We start from the raw sequence: 21,679 nt of genomic DNA, 5'->3' as shown, positions 1-21,679 counted from the left end.
CGCAGTCGGGGCTGGACCGACGAAAGGACAGAGATGTCACCTCAACGCAGACGCGGCATTCACGCTCTCGCCCCAACCATGGTTATAACCCTGGCACTCGCCGGCTGTGCCGGCGACGCCGCAGATCCAGCAGAGACGAATGTCGGAGCTGAGGCTGATTCCTCAGCTGTCCTCCGGGTCGTCACGCCGATGCCCTCACGGTCGCTGGACCCCATCATGCAGACAAGCGCGGGGGAACAGTCGTTCACGAGTCTTCTCTATGACCGCCTCATCGTTGTCGACACCAACGATATGCTCCTGCCTGGGCTGGCAACTGAGTGGACTTTCGCCGAAGACGGCAGCTATCTTGAGCTCAAGTTGCGAGAGGATGTAACTTTCCACGACGGCACCCCCATGAATTCTGATGCTGTCAAGATCAACTTAGATCGGGGGAGGGAAACACCGGAGAGCGCTGTTCGGCAGTATCTGACGGACATTACGTCCGTCGATGTAGTGGATAACTACACCGTGCGTCTTAATCTCGCCCAGGGCCGCGGAGCGGGCCTTCCCGGTGTCCTAACCACCAACGTCGGCATGATGGTCAGCCCGAAGGCGCTAGCCGAATCGCCTGAAAAAATCGCGACGGGCGGCGTGGATGCAGGCTCGGGACCCTACACCGTCGACAGCTTTGTGGCGAATGAGAAATCTGTGTTTACAGCTGCCGAGAACTATTGGGATGACTCCATCGGACAACTTTCCGGCATCCAGATCGAGAACGTGCCCGACGCAATCACCCGGTTGAACGCGGTGCGAACAGGCGCAGCAGACTTCGCCTCCGTCAGCTCCCCGACCGACATCCTCCAAGCGGAGCAACTCGCCAAGACCAACGCCATCCAGACGACTGACGTTCAGTTCCGTGCCTCGCTGGGCCTGATGATCAACTCATCAAAGGGCGACATGTCTCAGCTGGAAGCACGTCAAGCCGTTGCTTACGCCATCGATCCGGCAAGCATCAATGGACTCTTCAGTGACCGTTGCACGCCGCGGGAACAGATATACCCGGAGTCGGAGTGGCCGGCTATCCAAGACTGGAGCGGCGGCTACACGTACGACCTCGAGAAATCGAAGCAGCTCGTCTCGAAGCTGGGTTCGGTGTCGATCGAGATCACGACACCGGCCGGATCGAATGCAGATCAGGCCGGCAACGCGATCCAAGCACAGCTGACTGAAGCTGGCATTGACGCCGAGCTTGCTCCCGTCCCGGTAAGCGAGGGTACATCGCGTTACATTGCAGGCGACTTGCAGTCGTTTGTGCACGCGGCTGTCGCGCCCCACGCGGACCCTGCGGGGACAGTCGATTCCTACATCACCGCCGGTTACAAGCTCGCCGCAACGCCGGAGCAGCTCGCGGAGGTCGAACCCCTCGCGGTTAAGGCAGCAAACCCACTGCTTAGCCAGGACGAGCGGGCCGAGCTTTACCAGCAGATATGGAAGGTCACGCTCGACGGGGCCTGGTACCTGCCCATCTGCTCGATCGAGGCCATGTACGTTCACTCGGACAAGTTGATGAACACCGAAAACATTCCTTGGGGTAACGCGGGTATTCAGGACCTGCGCTTCCTTGAGTTGGCCAAGTAATCACTTCAGGCCTGCTGCCGCTTAGAGGCTGCCGAGCAAGTGCGGGCAGTCAAGGCGCCGTTGTCTCCACCGTCCACGCATGACAGTTCACCGGAACAAGATCACCATCATCAAAGCGACAACCTAGCGTTTGCTTGGTACAGTGTGAACCATTCGCGCCGTCGCGAAGAAAGGGCAGGGAACCGATGTCGATAACAATCGATCTCACAGGATGGGTCGTACTCGTCACAGGAGGTGCCCGGGGCGTGGGCGCGGGCATCGTCGACGCGTTCGTCGGCGCCGGCGCTGTTGTGGAGATTTGCGGCAGGACAGAACCTGAGCCGTCGGCCTCGACGCGGCCGGCAGTGCATTTCAGCTGCGTCGATGTTCGCGACGACGAGCAGGTGCGCGGCTGGGTGGCCGACATCGTCGAGCGCCGCGGGCGCATCGACGTCGCCGTCAATAACGCAGGAGGGTCGCCGTTCGGGCGTTTTGAAAGCGGCTCCGCCCGCTACCAGCGCGCCATCACCGAACTGAACTTCCTGTCAGCGGCGCACGTGGTCAGCGCGGTGCATCCCATCATGATGGCGCAGGAACAGGGCGGATCGATCGTCAACATCACCTCCATCAGCGCCCGCCGCCCCAGCCCCGGCACCGCCGTCTACGGTGCCGCGAAAGCCGCGCTGGAAAGCCTGACCAGCAGCCTGGCCGTGGAGTGGGCACCGCAGATCAGGGTGAACGCCGTCAGCTGCGGGCTCGTCGCCACCGAGGGCGCCGCGGACCACTACGGCGACGCCGACAGCTACGCCCGCGTGGCAGCAACGATTCCGCGCGGACAGCTGGCCGATCCCGGCGAGGTGGGCGCCGCCTGCGTCATGCTGGCCTCACCGCTGGCCAGCCACATCACCGGCGCAGTGCTCGACGTCGACGGCGGCGGCGAATGGCCCGCTTTCCTGGCGCACACTCCGAACGCCGACATTCTCAAACCTCATGAAGCAGAAGTAGAAGGAGCACACTGATGACCGAAGCAGTAATTGTCTCTGCAGCACGTTCACCCATTGGCCGCGCCAACAAGGGATCACTGCGCGGGATGCGCGGCGATGACCTGGCCGCCCAGATGATCCGTGCCGCACTGGACGCCGTTCCCGGGCTCGATCCGGCCACCATTGATGACCTGATGATGGGCTGCGCCCAGCCGGCGGGGGAGCAGGGCTACAACATTGCCCGCATGGTCGCCATGCAGCTCGGCCTGGACAGCGTTCCGGGAACCACTGTGCACCGGTACTGCTCATCCTCCCTGCAGACCACCCGGATGGCGCTCCACGCGATCAAGGCCGGCGAGGGCGACGTCTTCATTTCCGCAGGCGTGGAGACCGTCTCGCGCTTTGGCTTCGGCAAGTCCGACGGCATGCCCGACACCAAGAACCCCGCGTACTTCGACGCCATGGAGCGCACCAAGGCCCTGGCCAAAGACGCCGACGCGCGCTGGAGCGATCCGCGCGACCGCGGCGAGCTGCCGGACATCTACATCGCCATGGGTGACACCGCCGAGAACGTGGCCCAGTTGCGCGGAGTTTCCCGGGAGGCACAGGACGAGTGGGCAGTGCGCAGCCAGAACCGCGCCGAAGCCGCCGCGGCCCGCGGTTTCTGGAACACGGACATTACGCCCGTCACCCTGACCGACGGCACCGTTGTCTCAACCGACGACGGTCCCCGCGCCGGCGTGACGATCGAAAAGCTCTCGACCCTGCAGCCGGTGTTCCGCGAACACGGCACCGTTACGGCGGCCAACTGCTGCCCGCTCAACGACGGCGCCGCTGCGCTCGTCATCATGAGCGACCGCCGCGCCGCCGAACTGGGACTGACTCCGCTGGCGCGCATCGTCTCGACCGGCGTCGCGGCGATGTCGCCGGAGCTGATGGGGCTGGGCCCCGTTGACGCAGTGCGCCGTGCCCTGGCCAACGCCAAGATGTCGATTGGCGACATGGACATCATGGAGCTCAACGAAGCCTTTGCTGCCCAGGTCCTGCCCTCGATCGACGACATCGGCATCGACCCCGACAAGGTGAACGTCAACGGCGGCGCCATTGCCCTGGGCCACCCCTTCGGCATGACCGGTGCGCGCATGACGACAACGGCAATCCACGCCCTGCAGGAGCGCGACGAGCAGTTCGCGGTTGAGACCATGTGCGTGGCCGGCGGCCAGGGCATGGCCATGATCCTGGAGCGGCTGAGCTAGCTTCCGCACAAGCGTCACCGAAGTATCCGAAAAGGGCGGTTGCAGGAAAATCCTGCAACCGCCCTTTTTGGTGCCGCGGGAAGTTCCCGACAGCTGGCTTACAGCTTGGATTTGAGGACCTTGCCGGTGCCGTTGCGGGGAAAGTCGTTGACGATCACGAACTCGCGCGGCACTTTGTAGTTCGCCAGGCGGGTTTTGCAGAAGCCGGCAAGGTCATCCGACGTGGGCTTCGGATCGGCGTCGTGCAGCAGTGCAACAAAAGCCCTGCCCACCGACCCCATCCGTTCGTCGTCGATGCCGATGACGGCTGACTCGTTGACCGCGGGGTGCTGCCGCAGCACGTTCTCGATCTCTGCGGGATAGACGTTGAACCCGCCCACGATGAACATGTCCTTCAGCCGGTCCGTGATCTTCAGGCAACCGTGCTCGTCCAGCCGGCCGATGTCGCCCGTGTGGAACCAGCCGTCCTTGTCCACGGCGTTGCTGGTGGCCTCGGGATCATCGAAGTATCCCAGCATCACGTTCTCGCCGCGGAGCAGGATCTCGCCGTCCTCGCCGATCGGCAGATCCTTGCCGGCTGCGTCCACCACCCTGATTTCGACGCCGGCAACCGCCGGGCCCGTGGTCTGCTTGGCATGTTCCAGGGATTCGCCGGGCCGGGACAAGGTTGCGACCACGCACTCGGTCATTCCGTACGCCTGCGCAACGGTTTGGAACCCGAGCACCGTGGACATGTCACTGAACAGCGTTTCCGGGGCTGTCGCAGCGCCGGCGATGGCAAAGCGCAGCGACGAAGTGTCGTAGCTTTTCAGCTCGGGATGGTTGAGCAACGAGGTGAAGATGGTGGGCACCCCGGGCAGGACGCTGATGCGTTCCTTCTGGATCAGCTCCAGCAGCTCCGAGGGATTGAACGTCTCCACCGGGTAGATCGTGGCACCGGCCAGCAGCGCTGCGACGACTCCCGCCTTGTAGCCGAAACCGTGAAAGAACGGGTTGACCACTGCATAGCGGTCCTCCGGGGAGAGCTCTGCCCCGGCGGCCCAGGCCCGTGCGACGCCCAGTGTCTGCCGGTGCGCGCTCATGACGCCCTTGGGCAGGCCGGTGGTGCCCGAGGTGTAGAGGATGTCGACGACGTCGTCCGGGCGGACGGCGGCCGCCGCCGCACTCACGGCGTCGTCGGCGACGGTGACGCCGGCGGCCAGGAACGACTTCCACGCGAGTTCGCCCGCGTCGTCGGCCGTCCCGTCGAGGCGGATGACGAGCCGCACCGCCGGCAGCCCGGGAATCGGAAAACCAGAGGTCTCGCCCTCAGCAGCCGCTTCCGCTGCTGCCTCCCGGAGGTGATCCAGCGGCCGGCGGCCAAGGAAATCATCGGCGACAACCAGAATCGACGCGCCCGAGCGGCGCAGGATCAGAGCCGCCTCATGACCGGTGTAGCGCGTGTTCAGGGGCACCACCGCCGCACCGACCGCCTGCGCGCCGAGCATCGCGAGGATGAAGTCCAGGCGGTTCGGAGCCCACAGGGCAATCCGGTCACCCGGCTGCACCCCCTGGGTGAGGTAACCGCGCGACGCCTCGGAAATGCGGTCGGCGAGCTCGCGGTAGGAGACGGCGGTGTCGCCGACGACGACGGCATGGTGGTCACCGAGCCGCGCCATGTCGGTAAGCAACTGGGGAATGGTCCGTGCGTCGGAGAGATGCATCAGGGAATCCTTTCATTCCGTGTGACAAAAAACGCAATGGCGCGGCTAATACAGTAACGTGCCTAAAATGCGAGATAATTGAGCAAATGCTTGGGCATAAAACCTTGGTAATTCCGAATAGAGGAGATTTGATGGCAACGCGCAAAAAAACGGAATCTGCAGCCAGCGAGCAGGGCTCCGACCGGCGGGAACAGCTGCTGGCCATTGCCGCCCACCTGATAGCCACCCGCGGATACTCCGCGACGACGGTGCGCGACATTGCCGACGATGCCGGAATCCTTTCGGGCAGCCTCTATCACCACTTCTCGTCCAAGGAAGCGATCCTGGAGGAAATCCTGCGGTCCTTCCAGGGCGGACTGCGGCAGCGGTCGGAGGAGATTGCCGCCGCCGGCGGCGGGCCGCGGCATGTCTTTGACGAACTCGTCAGGACTGCCTTTGTCACCATCGAGAAACAACCGGACGCCGTTGGCATTTACCAGAATGAGGCGGCGTTTCTGGCCAACCTTCCCGGCTTCGAGTTTGTGGCCGAGGAAGGTGCCCGGATTGAAGGCATCTGGCAGGAAGTGATCCAGGAAGGCCAGCGGGAGGGTGTCTTCCGCGCAGATCTGGACTCGGCGATGACCTACCGGTTCATTCGCGACGCCGTCTGGTCGACGGTGCGCTGGTTCCGCCCCGGCGGCCGGCACTCGGCTGAGAGTGCCGGCCGCCATTTCCTCGAACTGATCCACTCCGGTCTCCTGCAGGACTGATCCGCCAGGGGCCGGTTAGTTCTGGACTTCCCGGGTCCGGCCCCCGCGCGGATCCAGCACCTCGCGGATGAGGCGCAGCTCCTCCGCGGTGGGAACGCGGGTGAGGGGAGCGCCCTCGACGTCGAGCGCAAAACCCGTGTTGTCCACGACCTCCTGCGGATCCACGCCGGGGTGGATCGAAAGTACGGTGACGCGGCCGTCGTCGTCGTAGCCCAGGACGGCAAGGTTGGTGACAATCACGCCCAAGTGGTGGAACCGCATCGATGGTCCCGCGGCCCGCGCCCTGTCGTTTCCGACGCCGGAGACCATGTCGACCGACTCGACAAACAGGCGCGCACTGTGGCGCGAGACCCAGTAATCCACGCGGTGGTTGGCCGTGTTGCCGGGAGCGCCGCGCACGCCGATGAGCTGGCGCTTGGGCTTGTTCCAATCGCCGATCAGTGAAATGTTCTGGTTGCCGTAGCGGTCAATCTGACTGGCGCCCATCATGCTCTGGCGCCGGCCGGTGGCGACGATGTCAAAGACGCGGCGGAACGGAGCCCAGCCCTCGATGATTCCGCCGCCGGCAGCTGATTTGCCGAGGGGCGGCGGCTCGCTCATCATGAAGGCCTCGCCGTCGCTCAGGACCAGGTCGGGGTTGTGCGTGAGCTTGGCCAGGCGGGCGCCGATGGTCGGGATGGTGCCGACGGCGTGCGCCATCAGCTCTCCGGACTCGCGGTAGGTGTCTGAGCACGCCGCAATGCAGATTTCGGCGATGGTGGCGTCTGCGGTCATTACTTTTTCTCCTGTACTGCATGGAAGCGGGCAACGGCCTCGTGGTAGCCGGCCTCGTCGCCGGAGAGGAATTCGTGAACAAATGCGCGCCAGCTTTCGGGATCCTTCGCGGAGGCGGCATAGTGCTTCTGGAAAGCCTCGTCGCGGCCGTAGTCCGGCTCGCAGGTGGTGAAATGGGCGCCGTTGGGGGTCTCAATGACACCCGTGACGTACATGCGGCTCAACATGAGGGTGTGGAATGAGCCCTCGTCCAGGAGGTCTTCCGTTTCCACGATCCGCTCGGTGGTTACAAAGGTGCGGGTGGCAGCCATGGCGAAGAGGTCGTCAAAGTACGGGTCCGGGCCGAGGAACTGCGCGTTGCCGCCGCTGTCGGACCGGTTGACGTGGATCAGGGCAACATCCAGCGGTGTTGCCGGGACCGCGACGTACTCGTCATCGGAGTACGGCGAGGCGATGGTTTTCAGGTGCGGGTTCGCCGCCATCACGTCCGAGCCGAGTCCGGCCAGCGTGGGCAGGAACGAGAGCCGGGAGGCCGCGGCGCGCAGCCCGGTGACAAACATGCCCTCGTCGTATTCGCTGATTTCCAGCTCGCCGCGTTCGCGGGCAGCGGTGAACAGCGGGTCCAGCGCGATGCTGTCCAGCGACACAAAGCCGTAAATCAGCTTGCGCACCTTGCCGGCCGCAACGAGCAGGCCGACGTCGGGGCCGCCGAAGGCGACAACGGTCAGGTCGGTCACGTCGCTGCGCAGCAGCTCACGGACCGCGGCCATGGGCTTGCGCCGCGACCCCCATCCACCGATACCAATGGTCATTCCGGACTCAATGGACGAGATCGCCTCAGTGAGTCCAATCCTCTTGTCGGGCATCCGCTCCTCTTTTCCCGCATCATTGCGAAACCTAGCGCTTGTTTGGTAGTCAGACTAGCATGAGCCGTCCCCGGCCTGGCGGCAGTTAGCCCACTGTGACGCCCAGGAGCACACCCAGACGGCGGCGGTGCGCGCGTGACTGTCCGAAGAGCTGGCCGGTGGCGTGGGCCCGCTTGAAGACGAGCTGGGCATCGTGTTCCCAGGTGATGGCGATGCCGCCGTGCATCTGCACGGTCTCGGACGCCACATGGTCGAGCGCGTCTGCGCACCAGGCAGCGGCGGAGGCGGCCCGCTCGGGCAGGTCGGCAGCATCCGTTCCGGCGGACCAGGCCGCAGCCCAGGCGGCGGTGCGCGCCGTTTCCACCTGGACGAGCATGTCAGCCATCCGGTGCTTGAGCGCCTGGAAGGAGCCGATCGGGCGGCCGAACTGCACGCGCTGCTTGGAATACTCGACCGTCATGTCGAGTCCTCGCTGCGCGGTGCCCACCTGCAGGCAGCTCACCGCGACGATGGCGATGTCACGGATTTTCTCCAGGGCTGCTTCGGCGTCCAGCCGGAGCGGCCGGGCGGGAACCCGGCTAAACGTCATCGTCGAGAAGCGCAGCGTGGTGTCCACTGCGGGGACGTTCACCCGCTGGATGGCGTCGACGTCGAGCACTTCGAACAGTCCGACGCCGTCCGGCGTGGCGGCCACCGCAATGACCGTGTCGGCACTGCCGCCGTCGAGCACCAGTGTCGCCGTGCCGTCAAGCGTCCACGACTCGCCGGGTGTGGCAACGATGCCCGACCCGCGGGTGCTCCAGCGGCCCTGCCCGTCGGCCCAGGCCAGCGTTGCCAGGGAGGTGCCCTCGGCGATGCCGGGGAGCAGCCGCTCCCTGGCCGCTTCGTCGTCGGCCTGCAGGATCGCGGCTGCACCAAGGACTGCGGAGGCGAGCAGCGGGCTGGGAGCCAGGGAGTAACCGAGCGCCTCCAGCACGAGGCCGGTCTCAAACCAGGTGAAGCCGACTCCGCCGTACTCCTCCGGAATGGCGAGCGAGGCGACGCCGACCTCTTCCACCAGGACACGCCACAGCTCGACGTCGTACCCGGCCTCGGATTCGGCGGCTTTGCGCACTGCTGCGGAGGTCGCGTGGCGGTTGAGCACCGCACGGATCGTCTTCACGAGCTCGTTCTGCTCGTCGGTCAGTGAGAAGTCCATGATGTCCTCAGCGGGTGGGGGAGACGACGGGGGAAGGCGCGGGGGAGGTTCCGGGGGACAGCAGGAGCGAAGCGATGCGGTCATAGTGATGGCGGGGAGTGCCCCACACGCCCATTAGGGCGCGCACCCGCGTGATCCACAGGCCCAGGTCGTGCTCCTCGGTGTAGCCGATCGCACCGTGAACCTGCAGCGCAACGCGCGCGGCCAGGTTGGCCGCTTCCCCGGCGGCGATCTTGGCCGCAGAGATGCTGCGGGCACTGTCGGGGTCCCCGAGATTCAGCGCGGCGCCGGTGACCAGCGGGCGGGCGAAGGTGAGGGCAATGCGCACGTCGGCGAGCTGGTGCTTGAGCCCCTGGTACTCGCCGATCGCGCGTCCGAACTGCTCGCGGATCTTGGCGTAGGAGACGGCCTCGGCCAGCAGGCGTTCACCCGCACCCAGCAGTACTGCCGAACACGCCAGCGTCGCCCGGTCGAGGGCCAGGGCCACCACGGCGGGATCAAGTGCGGCGGACTCCCCGGCGGCGGTGAGCTCATGAAGCGTGCGCGTCCTGTCGATTGAGGCGATCCCCGGTCCGGACGTGGCTGACGAAATGGACTCGGCGTCGACTAGGAAATGATGGCTGCTCGCAGCGGCGTCCAGGGCGTAGGGAACCAGCCCGGGCACTGCTGCAGTGGCAATGATCGAACCGTCAACGATGCCGCGGCGCACATCGGCACCGACCAGGTCGGGCAGCAGTGCTCCCGACTCGATGTAGGGCCCCGGCACGGCATGGTAGCCCAGCCGTTCGAAGGCGACCACGAGGTCGACGGCGGTGCCGCCCATGCCGCCGTCGGCCTCCGGAACGCACAGGCCAAGCAGGCCGAGATCGGCGAGTTGGGCCCACAGTGCCTGGCCCGACGCCGGGTCGCCGGCCGCCCAGGTCCGAGCGGCTTTCGTTCCGCCGGCACTTTCGATGATCTCGTCGACGGCTTCCGCCAGGGCCTGCTGTTCTTCGGTCAACACAAATTTCATGACACTCTCCTGCCGTCGCCGCCGCGGGGGAGGCCGAGTAGACGTTCTGCAATGATGTTGCGCTGGATCTCGTTCGTCCCGGCGTAGATCGGGCCGGCGATCGAGAAGAGGTAGTCGTCAACCCAGCGGCCGTCGGCCACGCCGGGGGTGCCGCGCAGCTCAGCCGCGGGGCCGAGCAGGGTCAACGCTGTTTCGTGCAGTGCTATGTCGAGTTCGGACCAGAACACCTTGTTCACGCTGCCCTCGGCGCCGATGTCGCCGCCGTTCTGCAGCGTGCTGACCGTGCCCCAGGTGTAGAGGCGGTAGGCCTCGGCCTTGATCCAGGCATCCACGACGGCGTCCCGCGCGAACGGATCCTCGTGCTGCTGGTCGTTCCACAGATCGATGAGCCGGTCGGCGGCTGCACAGAAGCGGCCGGGGGCGCGCAGGGAGAGCCCGCGCTCATTGCCGGCGGTGCTCATGGCGACGCGCCAGCCGTCGCCGGGGGCCCCGAGCACGTCCGCGTCGGGAACAAAAACATCCTCGAAGAACAGTTCGGCGAAACCCGTTGATCCGTCGAGCTGTGCAATCGGGCGCACGGTGAGGCCCGGGGCGTCCATCGGGAACAGGAAGTAGGTCAGGCCCCGGTGGCGGTCGGCGGCCGGGTCGCTGCGGAAAAGTCCGAAGCCGCGGTCGGCCCACACCGCACGCGAGCTCCAGGTTTTCTGGCCGCTCAGCAGCCAGCCGCCGCGCTCGTCGTCGCGGCGGGCGGTGCTGCGGATCGCTGCCAGGTCGCTGCCGGCGCCCGGTTCCGACCAGGCCTGCGCCCAAATCAGCGAACCGTCGGTCATCGGCTTCAGGTAGCGGGCGCGCTGCTCGTCGGTGCCGTGCTCGAACAGGATGGGCGCCAGCAGGGAGATGCCGTTCTGCGCCACCCGGGTCGGGGCGCCGGAGCGGTAATACTCCTCTTCAAAGAGCACCCACTCAACGAGCCCGGCGCTGCGGCCGCCGAATTCCTCCGGCCAGGCAACGGCCGACCAGCGGCCTTCGGCCAGGGTGGCCTCCCACTTCCGGTGGGCGATAAAACCCTCGGCCGTGTCCATCGACGGCAGCGGGGCCGGCGGCACGTGTTCGGCCAGCCAGGCCCGTGCCTCCGCCGCGAAAGCGTGCTGTTCGTCTGTCAGATCGAGGTTCATTTGGTAACCGCCGCGTCGCGCATGCCCTTGACTCCCATTCCGGCCAGCGAATCCGCGCCGACCTCTGCGTTGTGTGCGTGCGCCGCGTGGTGCAGCCCGAAGACCGAATCCATGCCGGCGCGGAGACCCTGCAGGTCTTCCGACTGATTGACTGCCTTCTTGGCGAGGGCCAGCCCGAGGCGGGGCATGGCGCTGATCCGTTCGGCCATGGCCATCACCGTGTCCTCCAGCTCCAAGGCCGGGACAACGTGGTTGACCATTCCCAGGTCGTGGGCGCGCTGGGCCGTAAAGCGGTCGCCGGTGAAGAGGAACTCCTTGGCGGCACGCGGGTTCATCACCCAGGGGTGGGCGAAGTACTCCACGCCGGGAATTCCCATCCGGACCACGGGATCCGAGAAGAAGGCATCCTCGCTGGCGACGATGAAGTCACAGGACCAGGCCAGCATCAGGCCGCCGGCGATGCAGGCGCCCTGGACCATGGCGATCATCGGTTTCGGGATCTCGCGCCAGCGCCGGCACATGCCGAGGTACACCTCGGATTCCCGGGCGAAACGGGAATCAACGCCCGTGGCGCCAACGTGGTCCCACCACATCACTGCCTTGCGCTCGAAGCTCTGGTCGATGTCACGGTCGGGGGTGCCGATGTCGTGTCCGGCCGAGAAGTGCTTGCCGTTCCCGGCCAGGACGATGACCTTGACCGCGTCGTCCTGCACGGCCTCCGTGAACGCGGCATCCAGTGCGTAGGTGACCTTCGAGTTCTGCGCATTGCGGTACTCGGGCCGGTTCAGCCGCACGATGGCCACGGACCCGCGGACCTCGTATGTAACAACCTCGTTGGAATCGTCGTTCTTCATCGTGGCTCCTCTCTGAGACACTTCCCCCTGTGATGTGGTTCACCAAACAAGTGCTTGGTTTGCTAGCATAGGCGAAGCTCGACTTTATGACCAATGGCGGTGGGCGATGAAAGGTGTTTCGTGGATCTGATCTATTCAGTGGAAGACGACGAGTTTCGTCAGGAGATCCGAGCGTGGCTGGAATCCAATCTCGTCGGCAAGTTTGCGCAGCTGCGCGGCCTCGGCGGATCCGGCCGTGAACATGAGGCCTTCGAGGAACGCCTCGAGTGGAACCGCCACCTTGCCGCGCACGGCTGGAGCTGTGTCAGCTGGCCGAAGGAGCACGGCGGGCGCGGGCTGAGCCTGCTCCAGCAGGTGATCTTCCATGAGGAGTACGCCAAGGCGGATGCTCCGGCACGGGTTAACCACTTCGGTGAGGAACTGCTCGGCCCGACGCTGATCGCGTTCGGCACTCCGGAGCAGCAGGCCCGCTTCCTTCCCCGCATCGTGGCGGTGGAGGAACTCTGGTGCCAGGGCTACTCAGAGCCGGGAGCCGGCTCGGACCTGGCCGCCGTCTCCACCAAGGCCCGGCTTCAGGACGGGCAGTGGGTGATTGACGGGCAGAAGGTCTGGACGTCCCTGGCGCACCACGCCGATTGGTGCTTCGTCATCGCCCGCACCGACTCCGGTCCGCGCAAGCACGACGGGCTCTCGTACCTGCTCGTGCCGATGGACCAGCCCGGCGTCGAGATCCGGCCGATCCTGCAGCTGACGGGTACCTCGGAATTCAACGAGGTGTTCTTCGACGGCGCCGTGACGGCTGCCGACCTCGTTGTCGGCGCGCCGGGTTCCGGCTGGTCGGTCGCCATGGGCACCCTCGGCTTCGAACGCGGTGTCTCCACGCTGGCGCAGCAGATCGCGTTCCAGCGTGAACTGGAGGCCGTCGTCGACCTGGCCCGCAGCAACGGTGCGATCGAGGACCCGATCATCCAGGACCAGATTGTCTCGGCGCACATGGGGCTGGAAATGCTCCGGCTGCACGGGCTGCGAACGCTGAGCGGCGAGCAGGGCATCGAGGCTTCCATCACCAAGCTGCTGTGGGCACCCTGGCACCGGGCGCTCGGCGAACTCGCCATGGCCGTCGCCGGTCCGGGCGGCCTCACCGTCGCTGCGGAGCCCTACGAGCTCGACGCACTGCAGACTCTTTTCCTGTTCAGCCGCGCCGACACCCTGTATGGCGGCTCGGATGAAATTCAACGCAATGTTATCGCCGAGCGTGTGCTCGGACTGCCAAAGGAGGCACGCGCATGAGTTCCTCGCGCATCGCACAACCCGTTCCCGCCTATGTTCCCGCCCACGGGCTGCTCACGGGCCGGCGCGTCGTCGTCACCGCCGCGGCGGGTGCCGGCATCGGCGCCGCGGCAGCACGCCGCTGCCTCGAAGAAGGCGCCGCCCTGGTGGTGCTCGGAGACACGCACGCCGGAAGGCTGGAGTCATCCGCCGCCGAGCTCGGCGCGGAGTTCGGGACCGAGCGGGTTCGCTGGGCCGTCTGCGACGTCACTGTGGAGGAGCAGGTCGAGGCGCTGCTCGACGCCGCCGAGGAGGCCGGCGGCGTCGACGTCATGATCAACAATGCGGGCCTGGGCGGCAGCGTTTCCATCCTGGAAATGACCGACGAGCAGTGGTCCAAGGTCCTGGACGTGACCCTCACCGGCACCTTCCGCAGTGTGCGTGCCGCGGCGCGCCGCATGGTTCGCAACGGAACCAAGGGCGTCATCATCAACAACGCCTCGGTCATTGGCTGGCGCGCCCAGGAGGAGCAGGCCCACTACGCCGCCGCCAAGGCAGGCGTCATGGCCCTCACCCGCTCGGCCGCGCTCGACGTCGCGCCGCACGGAATCCGCATCAACGCCGTGTCACCGAGCCTGGCCATGCACCCGTTCCTGGCCAAGGTCACGTCGGACGAACTGCTGGAGCAGCTCACCGCGCGTGAGGCGTTCGGCCGGGCTGCCGAACCGTGGGAAATCGCCAACGTCATGGTGTTCCTCGCCAGCGACTACTCGTCCTACATGACTGGTGAAGTCGTGTCCGTAAGCAGCCAGCAGGCCTGAGAGGACTTTGCCATGACCACCGCATACATCATCGACGCCGTCCGCACCCCGGGGGGACGCCGCGGCGGCTCCCTCGCCGGCATCCACTCCGCAGACCTCGGCGCCCACGTCATCTCCTCACTCGTTGAGCGCACCGGCATCGATCCCGGCGCCGTTGACGACGTCATCTTCGGCTGCACCGACACGCTCGGCTCCCAGGCCGGCGACATCGCCCGCACCGCCTGGCTGGTCGCCGGAATGCCCGATCACGTCCCGGGCGTGACCATTGACCGGCAGTGCGGATCAAGCCAGCAGGCCGTGCACTTCGCCGCTCAGGGAGTGATGTCCGGAACCGCCGACCTGATTGTGGCCGGCGGCGTGCAGAACATGTCGGCCATTCCGATTTCAGCGGCGATGACCGCCGGCCAACAGTACGGCTTCACCACTCCGTTTGCCGAGTCGCCCGGCTGGGTGGCGCGCTACGGAAACCAGGAGGTGTCGCAGTTCCGCTCGGCGGAGATGATCGCCGAAAAGTGGAACATCTCCCGCGAGAGCATGGAGGCCTTCGCGCTGGAAAGCCACCGCCGCGCGGTCGCCGCTGCGGACGGCGGACGGTTCGCGAAGGAGATCGTTCCGATCGCCGGGCTGGCCCATGACGAGGGCCCCCGCCGGGAGACGTCACTGGAGAAAATGGCGGCGCTTCAGCCGCTCACCGAGGGCGGCCGGATCACTGCGGCCGTGGCCTCACAGATCAGCGACGCAGCCAGCGCCCTGCTGATTGCCTCGGAAGGCGCCGTGGCCGCGCACTCCCTGACGCCGCGCGCCCGCATCCATCACATCTCGGTGCGCGCCGATGATCCGGTCTGGATGCTGACCGGACCGATCCGCGCCACCCGCTACGCGCTGGAGCGCGCCGGCATGAAGGTCGACGACATCGATCTGTTCGAATGCAACGAGGCGTTCGCGTCCGTCGTGCTCGCCTGGGCGCAGGAACTGAACATCGACAGGGACAAGATCAACGTCAACGGCGGCGGCATTGCGCTCGGCCACCCCATCGGTGCGACGGGCACCCGCATCATGGCCACGCTGCTGAACGAGCTGGAGCGCAGCGGCGGACGGTTCGGCCTGCAGGTGATGTGCGAGGGCGGCGGCCAGGCCAACGTCACCATCATCGAGCGCCTCTGACGCACGTCACCCGGGCACGGAAAAGGCGGCACGCATCTTCCGGATGCGGGCCGCCTTTTCCGTGCTGCAGAGGGGAAGGCTACGGCTTGACGGCTTCGCCGTGGAACAGCTTCTCCTCATGGTCCCAACTCGGGCTTGTGGTCACCAGCAGGTCCAGCGGGGCATCGTTCGGAACCGCGTACCCCATTTTCACCGTCTGGGTGCCGCCGGGGAGGATCTTGCCCTGGAACTGACCCTCAAGGCCGCTGCCCGTGTCGAAGACGCGCTTGCCGGCGGTGCCTTCGGCACCGTAATTGACGGAGGCGTTGAACATGGCGGGATCAAAGATCTCTTCGCTGTTGTTGGTGATGCTCACCTCGAACAGGCGCAGCTGGCCTCCGGTGGCTTCTGCACCCGAAGCATACTGGCTCGCTGTCGCGCCTCCGAGGTAGGAGACTTTCACGGTCAGTCCATCCTCATACGTCCACTCTTCACCGAACGCTGCAAGCTCGTCCTGGAGGTCCTTGGACTTGGTCTCGGACGCAGTCGGAGAGGCGGAGGAAGATTCTTTGGGCTTGCTCGAGGCGGAGGCGGATTCTTTGGGCTTGCTCGAGGCGGAGGCGGAGGAGCTTTCCGTGGGCTCGCTTGAGGCGGAGGCCGTCTCGGTTGCCGAGGTGCTTGCAGCCTCACCCTTGGCAGCGTCGGTGGAGCAGGCTGTCATGCCCAGCAACCCGGCGAGGGCCAATGCGGTGAGGGAGTTCTTCATGACGTTCATTGAGTGTGTTCCTTGATGTTGAGACTGACACAAACGGCAGTGTGTATCCTGAGTCACACATTGCCTTATGGAGTGTAACGGGCGGTTAGCCCTGGACGAGAACGGCTCCGCTGGCCGCCTTCAGCCGCAGGACCGCCTCGTCGACGATGCGATCGACCAGCTCCTGGCACGACGGCAATTCGTCGATGACCCCGACCACCTGCCCGGCAGCCAGCATGCCGGCGGAGGTGTCGCCGTCAACGAGCCCGGCCTTCAGGAGCATGGGCGTATTGGCGGCCAGCATCATCTGATTCCAGCTCCGGCCCGTGCCTCGCTTCATCGACAAACCGTCCCGTGCCATCTCCAGCCAGGACTGCCCGGAGAGCTCCTTGAACTGCAGGGAGCGGCGCAGGGTGGGCAGCAGCTGCCGCAGCCTTCCGGTGTCCTCCAGCCCGTTAACGAACTCGGTGCGCAGCAGCCGGTGCGGCATGCCGTCGGCCTTGGTGGTGACCACCGTTCCGTCGAGGCCGAAGGTGAGGTAGCGCTGTTTGATTTCCTCGGGCACCGAACTGTCGCTGGTGAGCAGGAACCGGGTTCCCATGCCGATGCCGACGGCGCCGTAGGCAAGGGCTGCAGCGAGACCGCGGCCGTCAAAGAAGCCTCCCGCCGCTATGACGGGGATGTCGACGGCATCGACGACAGTGGGCAGCAGCAGCGTCGTGGGGATGGCGCCGGTGTGCCCGCCGCCTTCCCCACCCTGGATCATGACGGCATCTGCACCCCAGGCGGCCACCTTTTCGGCATGCCGCGCTGCGCCAACCGAAGGAATCACGACAATTGCGTTCTCCTTGAGCCTGTCGATGAGCTCGCGCTTCGGTGCCAGCGCAAAGGAGGCAACCTTGACGCCGTACTTGATCAGCAGCTCGGCCCGCGCAGGGGCATCGGCCGCATCGGCGCGCAGGTTGACCCCGAAAGGCTTATCCGTGCGGCTCTTGACCGCAACGATGGCCTGCTCCAGCTGGGCGAGCGTCATCGTGGCGGAGGCAAGAATGCCCAAGGCCCCCGCCTCCGCCGTGGCGGAAACCAGCCGGGGCCCGGCCACCCAGCCCATCCCCGTCTGCACGATGGGATGGTCGACGCCGGTGAGTTCGGTGAGGGGGGTGGAGATGCGGTTTGCGGTGCTCATGAAGGGACCTCTTGTTCTCTGCGGTTCCGGGGATCGAGAACCTCCCGGATGAGATGCAGTTCGCGCTCATCGGGAAGGCGGGTGGTGCTGACGGGGCCCGCACTGTGCAGCGGGAATCCGGTCGCGGCCTGGATCTCCTCGAGGGTTACCCCGGGGTGCAGCGACACCAGCGCCATGCTGGAATCAGGTCCGCTGAAATCCAGGACGCCGAGGTTCGTGACAACTTGGTGCAGCCGGTGGAACCGGGCGGCGGTGCCGGCGGCACGGGCGCGGTCGGTGCCGATGCCGGTCACATAGTCCACGTTCTCGACGAAGTTGCGGCGGCTGTGGCGGGGGATCCAGTAGCTCGTGGCGTGGTTCACGGTGTTGGTGGCTGCGGCCCGGGTGCCCAGAAGCTGCCGGGTCGGCCGGGCATGCTCGCCGATGGCGGACAGATTCTGGTTTCCAAAGCGGTCGATCTGCGCCCCGCCCATCACCACGTGGCGGCGACCCGTGGTGATCAATTCGAACAGCTCACGGTACGGCAGGTAACCCGCCGGCGTTGTGCTTGGCCGGTCGACGGCCGGCACATCGCCGAGGATTGTCGACTCGCCGTCGCTGATCATGAGGTCGGGAGCGTGGGTCAACAGGGCGAGGCGCACACCGATGGTGGGCACCACGCCTGCCGGGCTGGCCAGAATGTCGGCCTGGCCGCGGAACAGATCGCTGCAGGCGGTGACGGCAACTTCGGCCCGCGTAACCGCGTTCACCGCACACCGGCCAGGTTCGCCCGGTAGGCGGCGTCGTCCAGATCCAGGTAGCGGGCGCGGAACGTTTGCCAGGCGTCGGGGGAGGACGCCGACTGCGCGTACTCCCGCTGAAAAGCCTCGTCACGGCCGTAGTCGGGCAGGCAGGACGTGAAGTGCGCGCCCAGCGGCGACTCAACCACGTGATCCACCATGGTGCGGTTCAGCAGCAGAGTGGAGGGGTGCGCGTTTCGGGTGAGTTCGGCAGTGGTCACCACCGCCTCCGCGCTGACGATCGTGCGCGCGGCGGCGCGGGCGAACAGGTCGTCGAAGTACGGATCGGGCCCGAGGCACTGGGCGTTGCCGAGTTCATCGGCGCGGTTGAGGTGCACCAGGGCCAGATCGAGGGGAATGGCCGGCATGGCCACCAGCACTTCGCCGTCGTCATAGGGCGAGGTGACCGTGCGGATGTGCGGGTTTCCCGCCAGGGCGTCCGCGCCGAGGCCGGAACGGGTCGCCTCGAAGGGGAGCCGCCGCCCGGCGGCGCGGAGCCCCGACACGAGCAGGGATTCGTCGAGCTCAACGGCTTCGACGGCGCCGGCCTGCCGAGCCGCGGCAAAGTGCGGTTCGATGGCAATCGAGTCAAGCGTGACGAAACCGTAAACCACGCGCTTGGCCTGTCCGGTGGCGCACAGGATTCCGACGTCGGGCCCGCCGAAACTGACGATTGTCAGGTCGCGGACTCCCGAGCGGACGAGGGCGCGCACCAGGGACATGGGCTTGCGCCGCGAGCCCCAGCCGCCGATGCCAATGGTCATCCCGTCGGTGAACTGCTCGATGACCGCCTCGGCATCGAGGACCTTGCTGGTCATTTTCCGGTCATTTCGCGGGGGAGTGGCCGGTGGCGACGAAGTCGTCGCGCAGGTCGTCGGCGACGCCGCCCAGATTGAGCTCGAAGGTGAAACCCTGTTCCCAGCGGTAGTTCTTCACGACATCGACGGGATCAATGCCGTTCAGCGCTTCCTTCGCCGCCCGCACCACGCGGGTGTCCTTGGCGGCGATTTCGTCAGCAAGGGCAAACGCTGCGGCGTCGAGCCGGTCGGCCGGGACCACCTCGGCCACGCTGCCCAGTTCGGCCAGCCGCTGCGCAGTGATGGTCCGGCTGGTGTAGTACAGGGTGCGCAGCAGATGCGCCGGCACGAGGCGGGAGAGGTGGGTTGCGGCCCCGAGGGCGCCGCGGTCCACCTCGGGGACACCGAAGTACGCGTCCTCTCCGGCAACGATGATGTCGGCACTCCCGGCGAGCCCCACTCCGCCGCCGAGGCAGAAACCGTTCACGGCCGCGATGACCGGCACCGGGCACTCGTAGATCGACTTGAAGGCGAGGTAGCAGCCGCGGTTCGCGCCCAGAATGGCGCTGAAGCCATCGGTGGCCTGCATTTGCTTGATGTCGACGCCGGCGTTGAAGCCCCGGCCTTCTGCCCGCAGGACCACAACGCGGGTGTCCGGGTCCTTGCCTGCTTCGTCGAGGGCCTCGCTGATCGCGAACCAGCCTTCCACGGGCAGGGCATTGACCGGGGGATAGTCCATGGTTACCGCACGCACGCCGTCGTGGTGCATCTTCGATGTAATTGCCATAATGTGACCCTACCTAACGTTTGCTTGATAGCCTAGCATTTGCTTGGTAGACGGTACACTGCAGAACATTGCAGTCAACTCAAAGGAGAGCACGACATGACCGGCATCTGTGAAGGACGAGTCGCCATCGTGACCGGGGCGGGCCGCGGCCTAGGGCGCGAACACGCCCTTGAGCTGGCACGGCAGGGCGCGAAGGTCGTGGTCAACGACCTGGGAACCACCCTCAACGGCGTGGCGGAGGCCTCGGGCCCAGCGCACGAGGTCGTGGCGCTGATTCGCGCCGAGGGCGGCGAGGCGGTGGCGAACGGAGCTGACGTCGCCGACTTCGAGCAGGCGGCCGCGCTGGTCCGGCAGGCCATCGACACCTTCGGACGCCTGGACGTACTCGTGAACAATGCGGGCTTTGTCCGCGACCGCATGCTGGTGAACACCTCGGAAGAGGAGTGGGACGCCGTCATCCGGGTGCACCTCAAGGGACACTTTGCACCGTTGCGCCACGCCAGCGAATACTGGCGCAACGAGGCCAAAGCCGGCAGGACGCACGACGCCCGGGTCATCAACACCTCGTCCGGCGCCGGCCTGCAGGGCAGCGTTGGCCAGGCAAGCTACTCGGCCGCCAAGGCCGGAATCGCCGGGCTCACCCTCGTCGCAGCGCAGGAGCTGGGCCGCTACGGAGTAACGGTGAATGCCATAGCCCCCTCCGCCCGCACCCGGATGACCGAAGGCGCTTTTGCTGAGGCGATGGCCATTCCGGAAAGCGGCTTCGACGCCATGAACCCGGCAAATGTTTCTCCGATCGTCGCCTGGCTTGCCAGCGGATCCTCCGCCGCCGTCACCGGCCGCGTGATTGAAATCGAAGGCGGCCGCATCTGCATCGAGGAGGGCTGGAACCATGGTCCCGCCGAGGACGCGGGACAGCGCTGGGACGCTGCGGCCGCCGGAGAGGCGATCGAGCAGCTGCTCGTCAAAGCCGCCACTCCCGAGCCGGTCTACGGCGTATGAGCACGGACCTGACCGGGGCAGGATCCACCGGCACTGAGCTCACCGGGGCCGGCGCCTGGGCCGGGCGTGCGCTCGGCGAACGCACCGTCGGCTATACCGAAACCGACGCCATCCTCTATGCGCTGGCCGTCGGCGCCCCGGCCGGCGACCTTGATCTGGTCTTCGAGGACCGGCTGCGTGTTCTCCCCTCGTTCGGGCTGACCCTGGCGCAGTGGGCACCGGATGTGCTGGCCGAGCAGGGAGCCTTCGACAACCGAGCCGTGCACGGATCGCAGGAGCTGGCCGTCCTCAAGCCGCTGCCGCGGTCAGGGGAGATCCTGCTCAACGCACGGGTGGGTGAGGTGTGGGACAAGGGCGCCGCGGCAGTGTTCAACGTGATCGTTGAATGTGAGTACTTCGTGGCGACGTGGAGCCTGTTCGCCCCCGGTTTCGGCGGTTTTGGCGGGGACCGCGGTCCGTCCAAGTCCGCAGCCCTGACCGAGGAACCCCTCGGCGGCGCAAGCGTGCAGACGGTAGCCAATCAGGCGGCGCTGTACCGCTTGCTGGGCGACCGGCACCACATCCACATCGATCCGCAGGCTGCGGAGCGCATCGGCCAGAAGCGCCCGATCCTGCACGGCCTCGCCTCGCTGGCATCCGCCACACTGCCGCTGGCCGAGCTTGCCGGAGCCCATCCCGCAGACCTCGTCCAGCTTGCCGGCCGCTTTGCCGGCGTCGTGTTCCCCGGGGATGAGATCACCGTGCGCACCTGGGAGGGCGGCCGCTTCGACGCCCGGGTGGGGGATCAGCCGGTGATCACCGAGGGCCTGGCGGTCTTCGGATGAGCACCCAGGGTCGAAGCAAGACCCCCGACTATGACACGAATCACAAGAACCGGCAGGTCTGGGATACGATCGCGGCGGGGTCCGCCGAGCCGAGACCGCGGTTGTGAAGACCATCAACAAAGAGTCTTTGACGACGATGACGAAGGGCACA

General features: G+C 66.3%; 21 protein-coding genes. 9 read left to right on the top strand and 12 right to left on the bottom strand.

Translation table 11 applies throughout. From position 1 onward, the window contains the following. The first annotated feature begins 78 nt into the window (after positions 1-78). The 3 genes from QNN99_RS08010 to QNN99_RS08000 all read left to right on the top strand — a co-directional run bounded on the left by QNN99_RS08010 (position 79) and on the right by QNN99_RS08000 (position 3,835). The gene (locus QNN99_RS08010) at positions 79-1,617 is read left to right on the top strand and encodes an ABC transporter substrate-binding protein (RefSeq protein ID WP_229965942.1); all 1,539 of its coding nucleotides are present in this window, start codon (positions 79-81) and stop codon (positions 1,615-1,617) included. A 185-nt stretch (positions 1,618-1,802) separates the two neighbouring features. Next, a complete protein-coding gene (locus QNN99_RS08005; protein WP_231712724.1) occupies positions 1,803-2,615 on the top strand; it encodes an SDR family oxidoreductase in 813 nt (270 codons plus the stop codon). Beyond that, complete coding sequence (locus QNN99_RS08000; RefSeq protein WP_229965940.1) at positions 2,615-3,835, top strand: acetyl-CoA C-acetyltransferase; 1,221 nt, start codon at positions 2,615-2,617, stop codon at positions 3,833-3,835. The genes QNN99_RS08005 and QNN99_RS08000 overlap by 1 nt, the downstream gene beginning before the upstream one ends. A 98-nt stretch (positions 3,836-3,933) precedes the next feature. Here the strand turns inward: QNN99_RS08000 and QNN99_RS07995 are convergent, their stop codons facing one another. Beyond that, on the bottom strand, positions 3,934-5,538 hold the full coding sequence (locus tag QNN99_RS07995; RefSeq protein ID WP_229965939.1) for an AMP-binding protein: 1,605 nt from the start codon (positions 5,536-5,538) through the stop codon (positions 3,934-3,936). 131 nt (positions 5,539-5,669) lie between these two features. Here QNN99_RS07995 and QNN99_RS07990 point away from each other — a divergent pair, with 131 nt between their 5' ends. Continuing rightward, the gene (locus QNN99_RS07990) at positions 5,670-6,287 is read left to right on the top strand and encodes a TetR/AcrR family transcriptional regulator (RefSeq protein WP_229965938.1); all 618 of its coding nucleotides are present in this window, start codon (positions 5,670-5,672) and stop codon (positions 6,285-6,287) included. Positions 6,288-6,302: 15 nt separating this feature from the next. Here QNN99_RS07990 and QNN99_RS07985 read toward each other — a convergent pair whose 3' ends face one another. The 6 genes from QNN99_RS07985 to QNN99_RS07960 all read right to left on the bottom strand — a co-directional run bounded on the left by QNN99_RS07985 (position 6,303) and on the right by QNN99_RS07960 (position 12,166). Beyond that, a complete protein-coding gene (locus QNN99_RS07985; RefSeq protein WP_229965937.1) occupies positions 6,303-7,061 on the bottom strand; it encodes a CoA-transferase subunit beta in 759 nt (252 codons plus the stop codon). Further along, positions 7,061-7,927 (bottom strand): CoA transferase subunit A, encoded by an 867-nt coding sequence (locus QNN99_RS07980; RefSeq protein ID WP_229965936.1) that lies wholly within the window; start codon positions 7,925-7,927, stop codon positions 7,061-7,063. Before QNN99_RS07980 ends, QNN99_RS07985 begins: the two co-directional genes overlap by 1 nt. Positions 7,928-8,012: 85 nt before the next feature. Then, the gene (locus QNN99_RS07975) at positions 8,013-9,125 is read right to left on the bottom strand and encodes an acyl-CoA dehydrogenase family protein (protein ID WP_229965935.1); all 1,113 of its coding nucleotides are present in this window, start codon (positions 9,123-9,125) and stop codon (positions 8,013-8,015) included. Between the two features lie 7 nt (positions 9,126-9,132). After that, a complete protein-coding gene (locus QNN99_RS07970; protein WP_229965934.1) occupies positions 9,133-10,137 on the bottom strand; it encodes an acyl-CoA dehydrogenase family protein in 1,005 nt (334 codons plus the stop codon). Further along, positions 10,134-11,312, bottom strand: a complete 1,179-nt coding sequence (locus tag QNN99_RS07965) for an acyl-CoA dehydrogenase family protein (RefSeq protein WP_229965933.1) — start codon at positions 11,310-11,312, stop codon at positions 10,134-10,136. The genes QNN99_RS07970 and QNN99_RS07965 overlap by 4 nt, the downstream gene beginning before the upstream one ends. Continuing rightward, complete coding sequence (locus QNN99_RS07960) at positions 11,309-12,166, bottom strand: enoyl-CoA hydratase (RefSeq protein WP_229965932.1); 858 nt, start codon at positions 12,164-12,166, stop codon at positions 11,309-11,311. Before QNN99_RS07960 ends, QNN99_RS07965 begins: the two co-directional genes overlap by 4 nt. A gap of 120 nt (positions 12,167-12,286) precedes the next feature. Between QNN99_RS07960 and QNN99_RS07955 the strand changes: the two genes are divergently transcribed. Genes QNN99_RS07955 through QNN99_RS07945 form a run of 3 tightly spaced genes read left to right on the top strand, consistent with a single transcriptional unit; the run spans position 12,287 to position 15,420 of the window. Beyond that, positions 12,287-13,456 (top strand): acyl-CoA dehydrogenase family protein, encoded by a 1,170-nt coding sequence (locus QNN99_RS07955; protein ID WP_229965931.1) that lies wholly within the window; start codon positions 12,287-12,289, stop codon positions 13,454-13,456. Further along, positions 13,453-14,256 (top strand): SDR family oxidoreductase, encoded by an 804-nt coding sequence (locus QNN99_RS07950; RefSeq protein WP_229965930.1) that lies wholly within the window; start codon positions 13,453-13,455, stop codon positions 14,254-14,256. Before QNN99_RS07955 ends, QNN99_RS07950 begins: the two co-directional genes overlap by 4 nt. A 12-nt stretch (positions 14,257-14,268) precedes the next feature. Further along, positions 14,269-15,420: an acetyl-CoA C-acetyltransferase gene (locus QNN99_RS07945; RefSeq protein WP_229965929.1), complete on the top strand. Its 1,152-nt coding sequence runs from the start codon at positions 14,269-14,271 to the stop codon at positions 15,418-15,420. Positions 15,421-15,499: 79 nt separating this feature from the next. Here QNN99_RS07945 and QNN99_RS07940 read toward each other — a convergent pair whose 3' ends face one another. The 5 genes from QNN99_RS07940 to QNN99_RS07920 form a co-directional block, all read right to left on the bottom strand. Next, positions 15,500-16,174, bottom strand: coding sequence for a hypothetical protein (locus QNN99_RS07940; RefSeq protein WP_229965928.1), 675 nt, complete (start codon positions 16,172-16,174; stop codon positions 15,500-15,502). 85 nt (positions 16,175-16,259) lie between these two features. Beyond that, on the bottom strand, positions 16,260-17,339 hold the full coding sequence (locus QNN99_RS07935) for an NAD(P)H-dependent flavin oxidoreductase (RefSeq protein ID WP_229965927.1): 1,080 nt from the start codon (positions 17,337-17,339) through the stop codon (positions 16,260-16,262). Then, a complete protein-coding gene (locus tag QNN99_RS07930; RefSeq protein ID WP_229965926.1) occupies positions 17,336-18,088 on the bottom strand; it encodes a CoA-transferase subunit beta in 753 nt (250 codons plus the stop codon). Before QNN99_RS07930 ends, QNN99_RS07935 begins: the two co-directional genes overlap by 4 nt. Further along, entirely contained in the window at positions 18,085-18,936 is an 852-nt protein-coding gene (locus tag QNN99_RS07925) for a CoA transferase subunit A (RefSeq protein ID WP_229965925.1), read from the bottom strand. Before QNN99_RS07925 ends, QNN99_RS07930 begins: the two co-directional genes overlap by 4 nt. 7 nt (positions 18,937-18,943) lie before the next feature. Next, complete coding sequence (locus tag QNN99_RS07920) at positions 18,944-19,702, bottom strand: enoyl-CoA hydratase family protein (RefSeq protein ID WP_229965924.1); 759 nt, start codon at positions 19,700-19,702, stop codon at positions 18,944-18,946. A gap of 96 nt (positions 19,703-19,798) precedes the next feature. On the opposite strand from QNN99_RS07920, the gene QNN99_RS07915 reads away from it, so the two are divergent. Together QNN99_RS07915 and QNN99_RS07910 are read left to right on the top strand one after the other, a co-directional pair. After that, positions 19,799-20,704, top strand: a complete 906-nt coding sequence (locus QNN99_RS07915) for an SDR family oxidoreductase (protein WP_229965923.1) — start codon at positions 19,799-19,801, stop codon at positions 20,702-20,704. Next, positions 20,701-21,528 carry a MaoC/PaaZ C-terminal domain-containing protein gene (locus tag QNN99_RS07910; protein ID WP_229965922.1) on the top strand — a complete coding sequence of 276 codons (828 nt, stop codon included), beginning with the start codon at positions 20,701-20,703 and terminating at the stop codon, positions 21,526-21,528. Before QNN99_RS07915 ends, QNN99_RS07910 begins: the two co-directional genes overlap by 4 nt. Positions 21,529-21,679: the final 151 nt, after the last annotated feature.

Source organism: Arthrobacter sp. zg.Y820, assembly GCF_030125555.1.
Lineage (GTDB): Bacteria > Actinomycetota > Actinomycetes > Actinomycetales > Micrococcaceae > Arthrobacter_B.
Note: the sequence above shows the minus strand (reverse complement) of the source record. Positions and strands in the feature narration are given on the sequence as shown.

What these genes read in the sequence shown, in the direction of transcription:
- QNN99_RS08010 (WP_229965942.1), top strand. Translation starts at nt 79, where the DNA reads ATGGTTATAACCCTGGCACTCGCCGGCTGTGCCGGCGACGCCGCAGAT.
- QNN99_RS08005 (WP_231712724.1), top strand. Translation starts at nt 1,803, where the DNA reads ATGTCGATAACAATCGATCTCACAGGATGGGTCGTACTCGTCACAGGA.
- QNN99_RS08000 (WP_229965940.1), top strand. Translation starts at nt 2,615, where the DNA reads ATGACCGAAGCAGTAATTGTCTCTGCAGCACGTTCACCCATTGGCCGC.
- QNN99_RS07995 (WP_229965939.1), bottom strand. Translation starts at nt 5,538, where the DNA reads ATGCATCTCTCCGACGCACGGACCATTCCCCAGTTGCTTACCGACATG.
- QNN99_RS07990 (WP_229965938.1), top strand. Translation starts at nt 5,670, where the DNA reads ATGGCAACGCGCAAAAAAACGGAATCTGCAGCCAGCGAGCAGGGCTCC.
- QNN99_RS07985 (WP_229965937.1), bottom strand. Translation starts at nt 7,061, where the DNA reads ATGACCGCAGACGCCACCATCGCCGAAATCTGCATTGCGGCGTGCTCA.
- QNN99_RS07980 (WP_229965936.1), bottom strand. Translation starts at nt 7,927, where the DNA reads ATGCCCGACAAGAGGATTGGACTCACTGAGGCGATCTCGTCCATTGAG.
- QNN99_RS07975 (WP_229965935.1), bottom strand. Translation starts at nt 9,125, where the DNA reads ATGGACTTCTCACTGACCGACGAGCAGAACGAGCTCGTGAAGACGATC.
- QNN99_RS07970 (WP_229965934.1), bottom strand. Translation starts at nt 10,137, where the DNA reads ATGAAATTTGTGTTGACCGAAGAACAGCAGGCCCTGGCGGAAGCCGTC.
- QNN99_RS07965 (WP_229965933.1), bottom strand. Translation starts at nt 11,312, where the DNA reads ATGAACCTCGATCTGACAGACGAACAGCACGCTTTCGCGGCGGAGGCA.
- QNN99_RS07960 (WP_229965932.1), bottom strand. Translation starts at nt 12,166, where the DNA reads ATGAAGAACGACGATTCCAACGAGGTTGTTACATACGAGGTCCGCGGG.
- QNN99_RS07950 (WP_229965930.1), top strand. Translation starts at nt 13,453, where the DNA reads ATGAGTTCCTCGCGCATCGCACAACCCGTTCCCGCCTATGTTCCCGCC.
- QNN99_RS07945 (WP_229965929.1), top strand. Translation starts at nt 14,269, where the DNA reads ATGACCACCGCATACATCATCGACGCCGTCCGCACCCCGGGGGGACGC.
- QNN99_RS07940 (WP_229965928.1), bottom strand. Translation starts at nt 16,174, where the DNA reads ATGAACGTCATGAAGAACTCCCTCACCGCATTGGCCCTCGCCGGGTTG.
- QNN99_RS07935 (WP_229965927.1), bottom strand. Translation starts at nt 17,339, where the DNA reads ATGAGCACCGCAAACCGCATCTCCACCCCCCTCACCGAACTCACCGGC.
- QNN99_RS07925 (WP_229965925.1), bottom strand. Translation starts at nt 18,936, where the DNA reads ATGACCAGCAAGGTCCTCGATGCCGAGGCGGTCATCGAGCAGTTCACC.
- QNN99_RS07920 (WP_229965924.1), bottom strand. Translation starts at nt 19,702, where the DNA reads ATGGCAATTACATCGAAGATGCACCACGACGGCGTGCGTGCGGTAACC.
- QNN99_RS07915 (WP_229965923.1), top strand. Translation starts at nt 19,799, where the DNA reads ATGACCGGCATCTGTGAAGGACGAGTCGCCATCGTGACCGGGGCGGGC.
- QNN99_RS07910 (WP_229965922.1), top strand. Translation starts at nt 20,701, where the DNA reads ATGAGCACGGACCTGACCGGGGCAGGATCCACCGGCACTGAGCTCACC.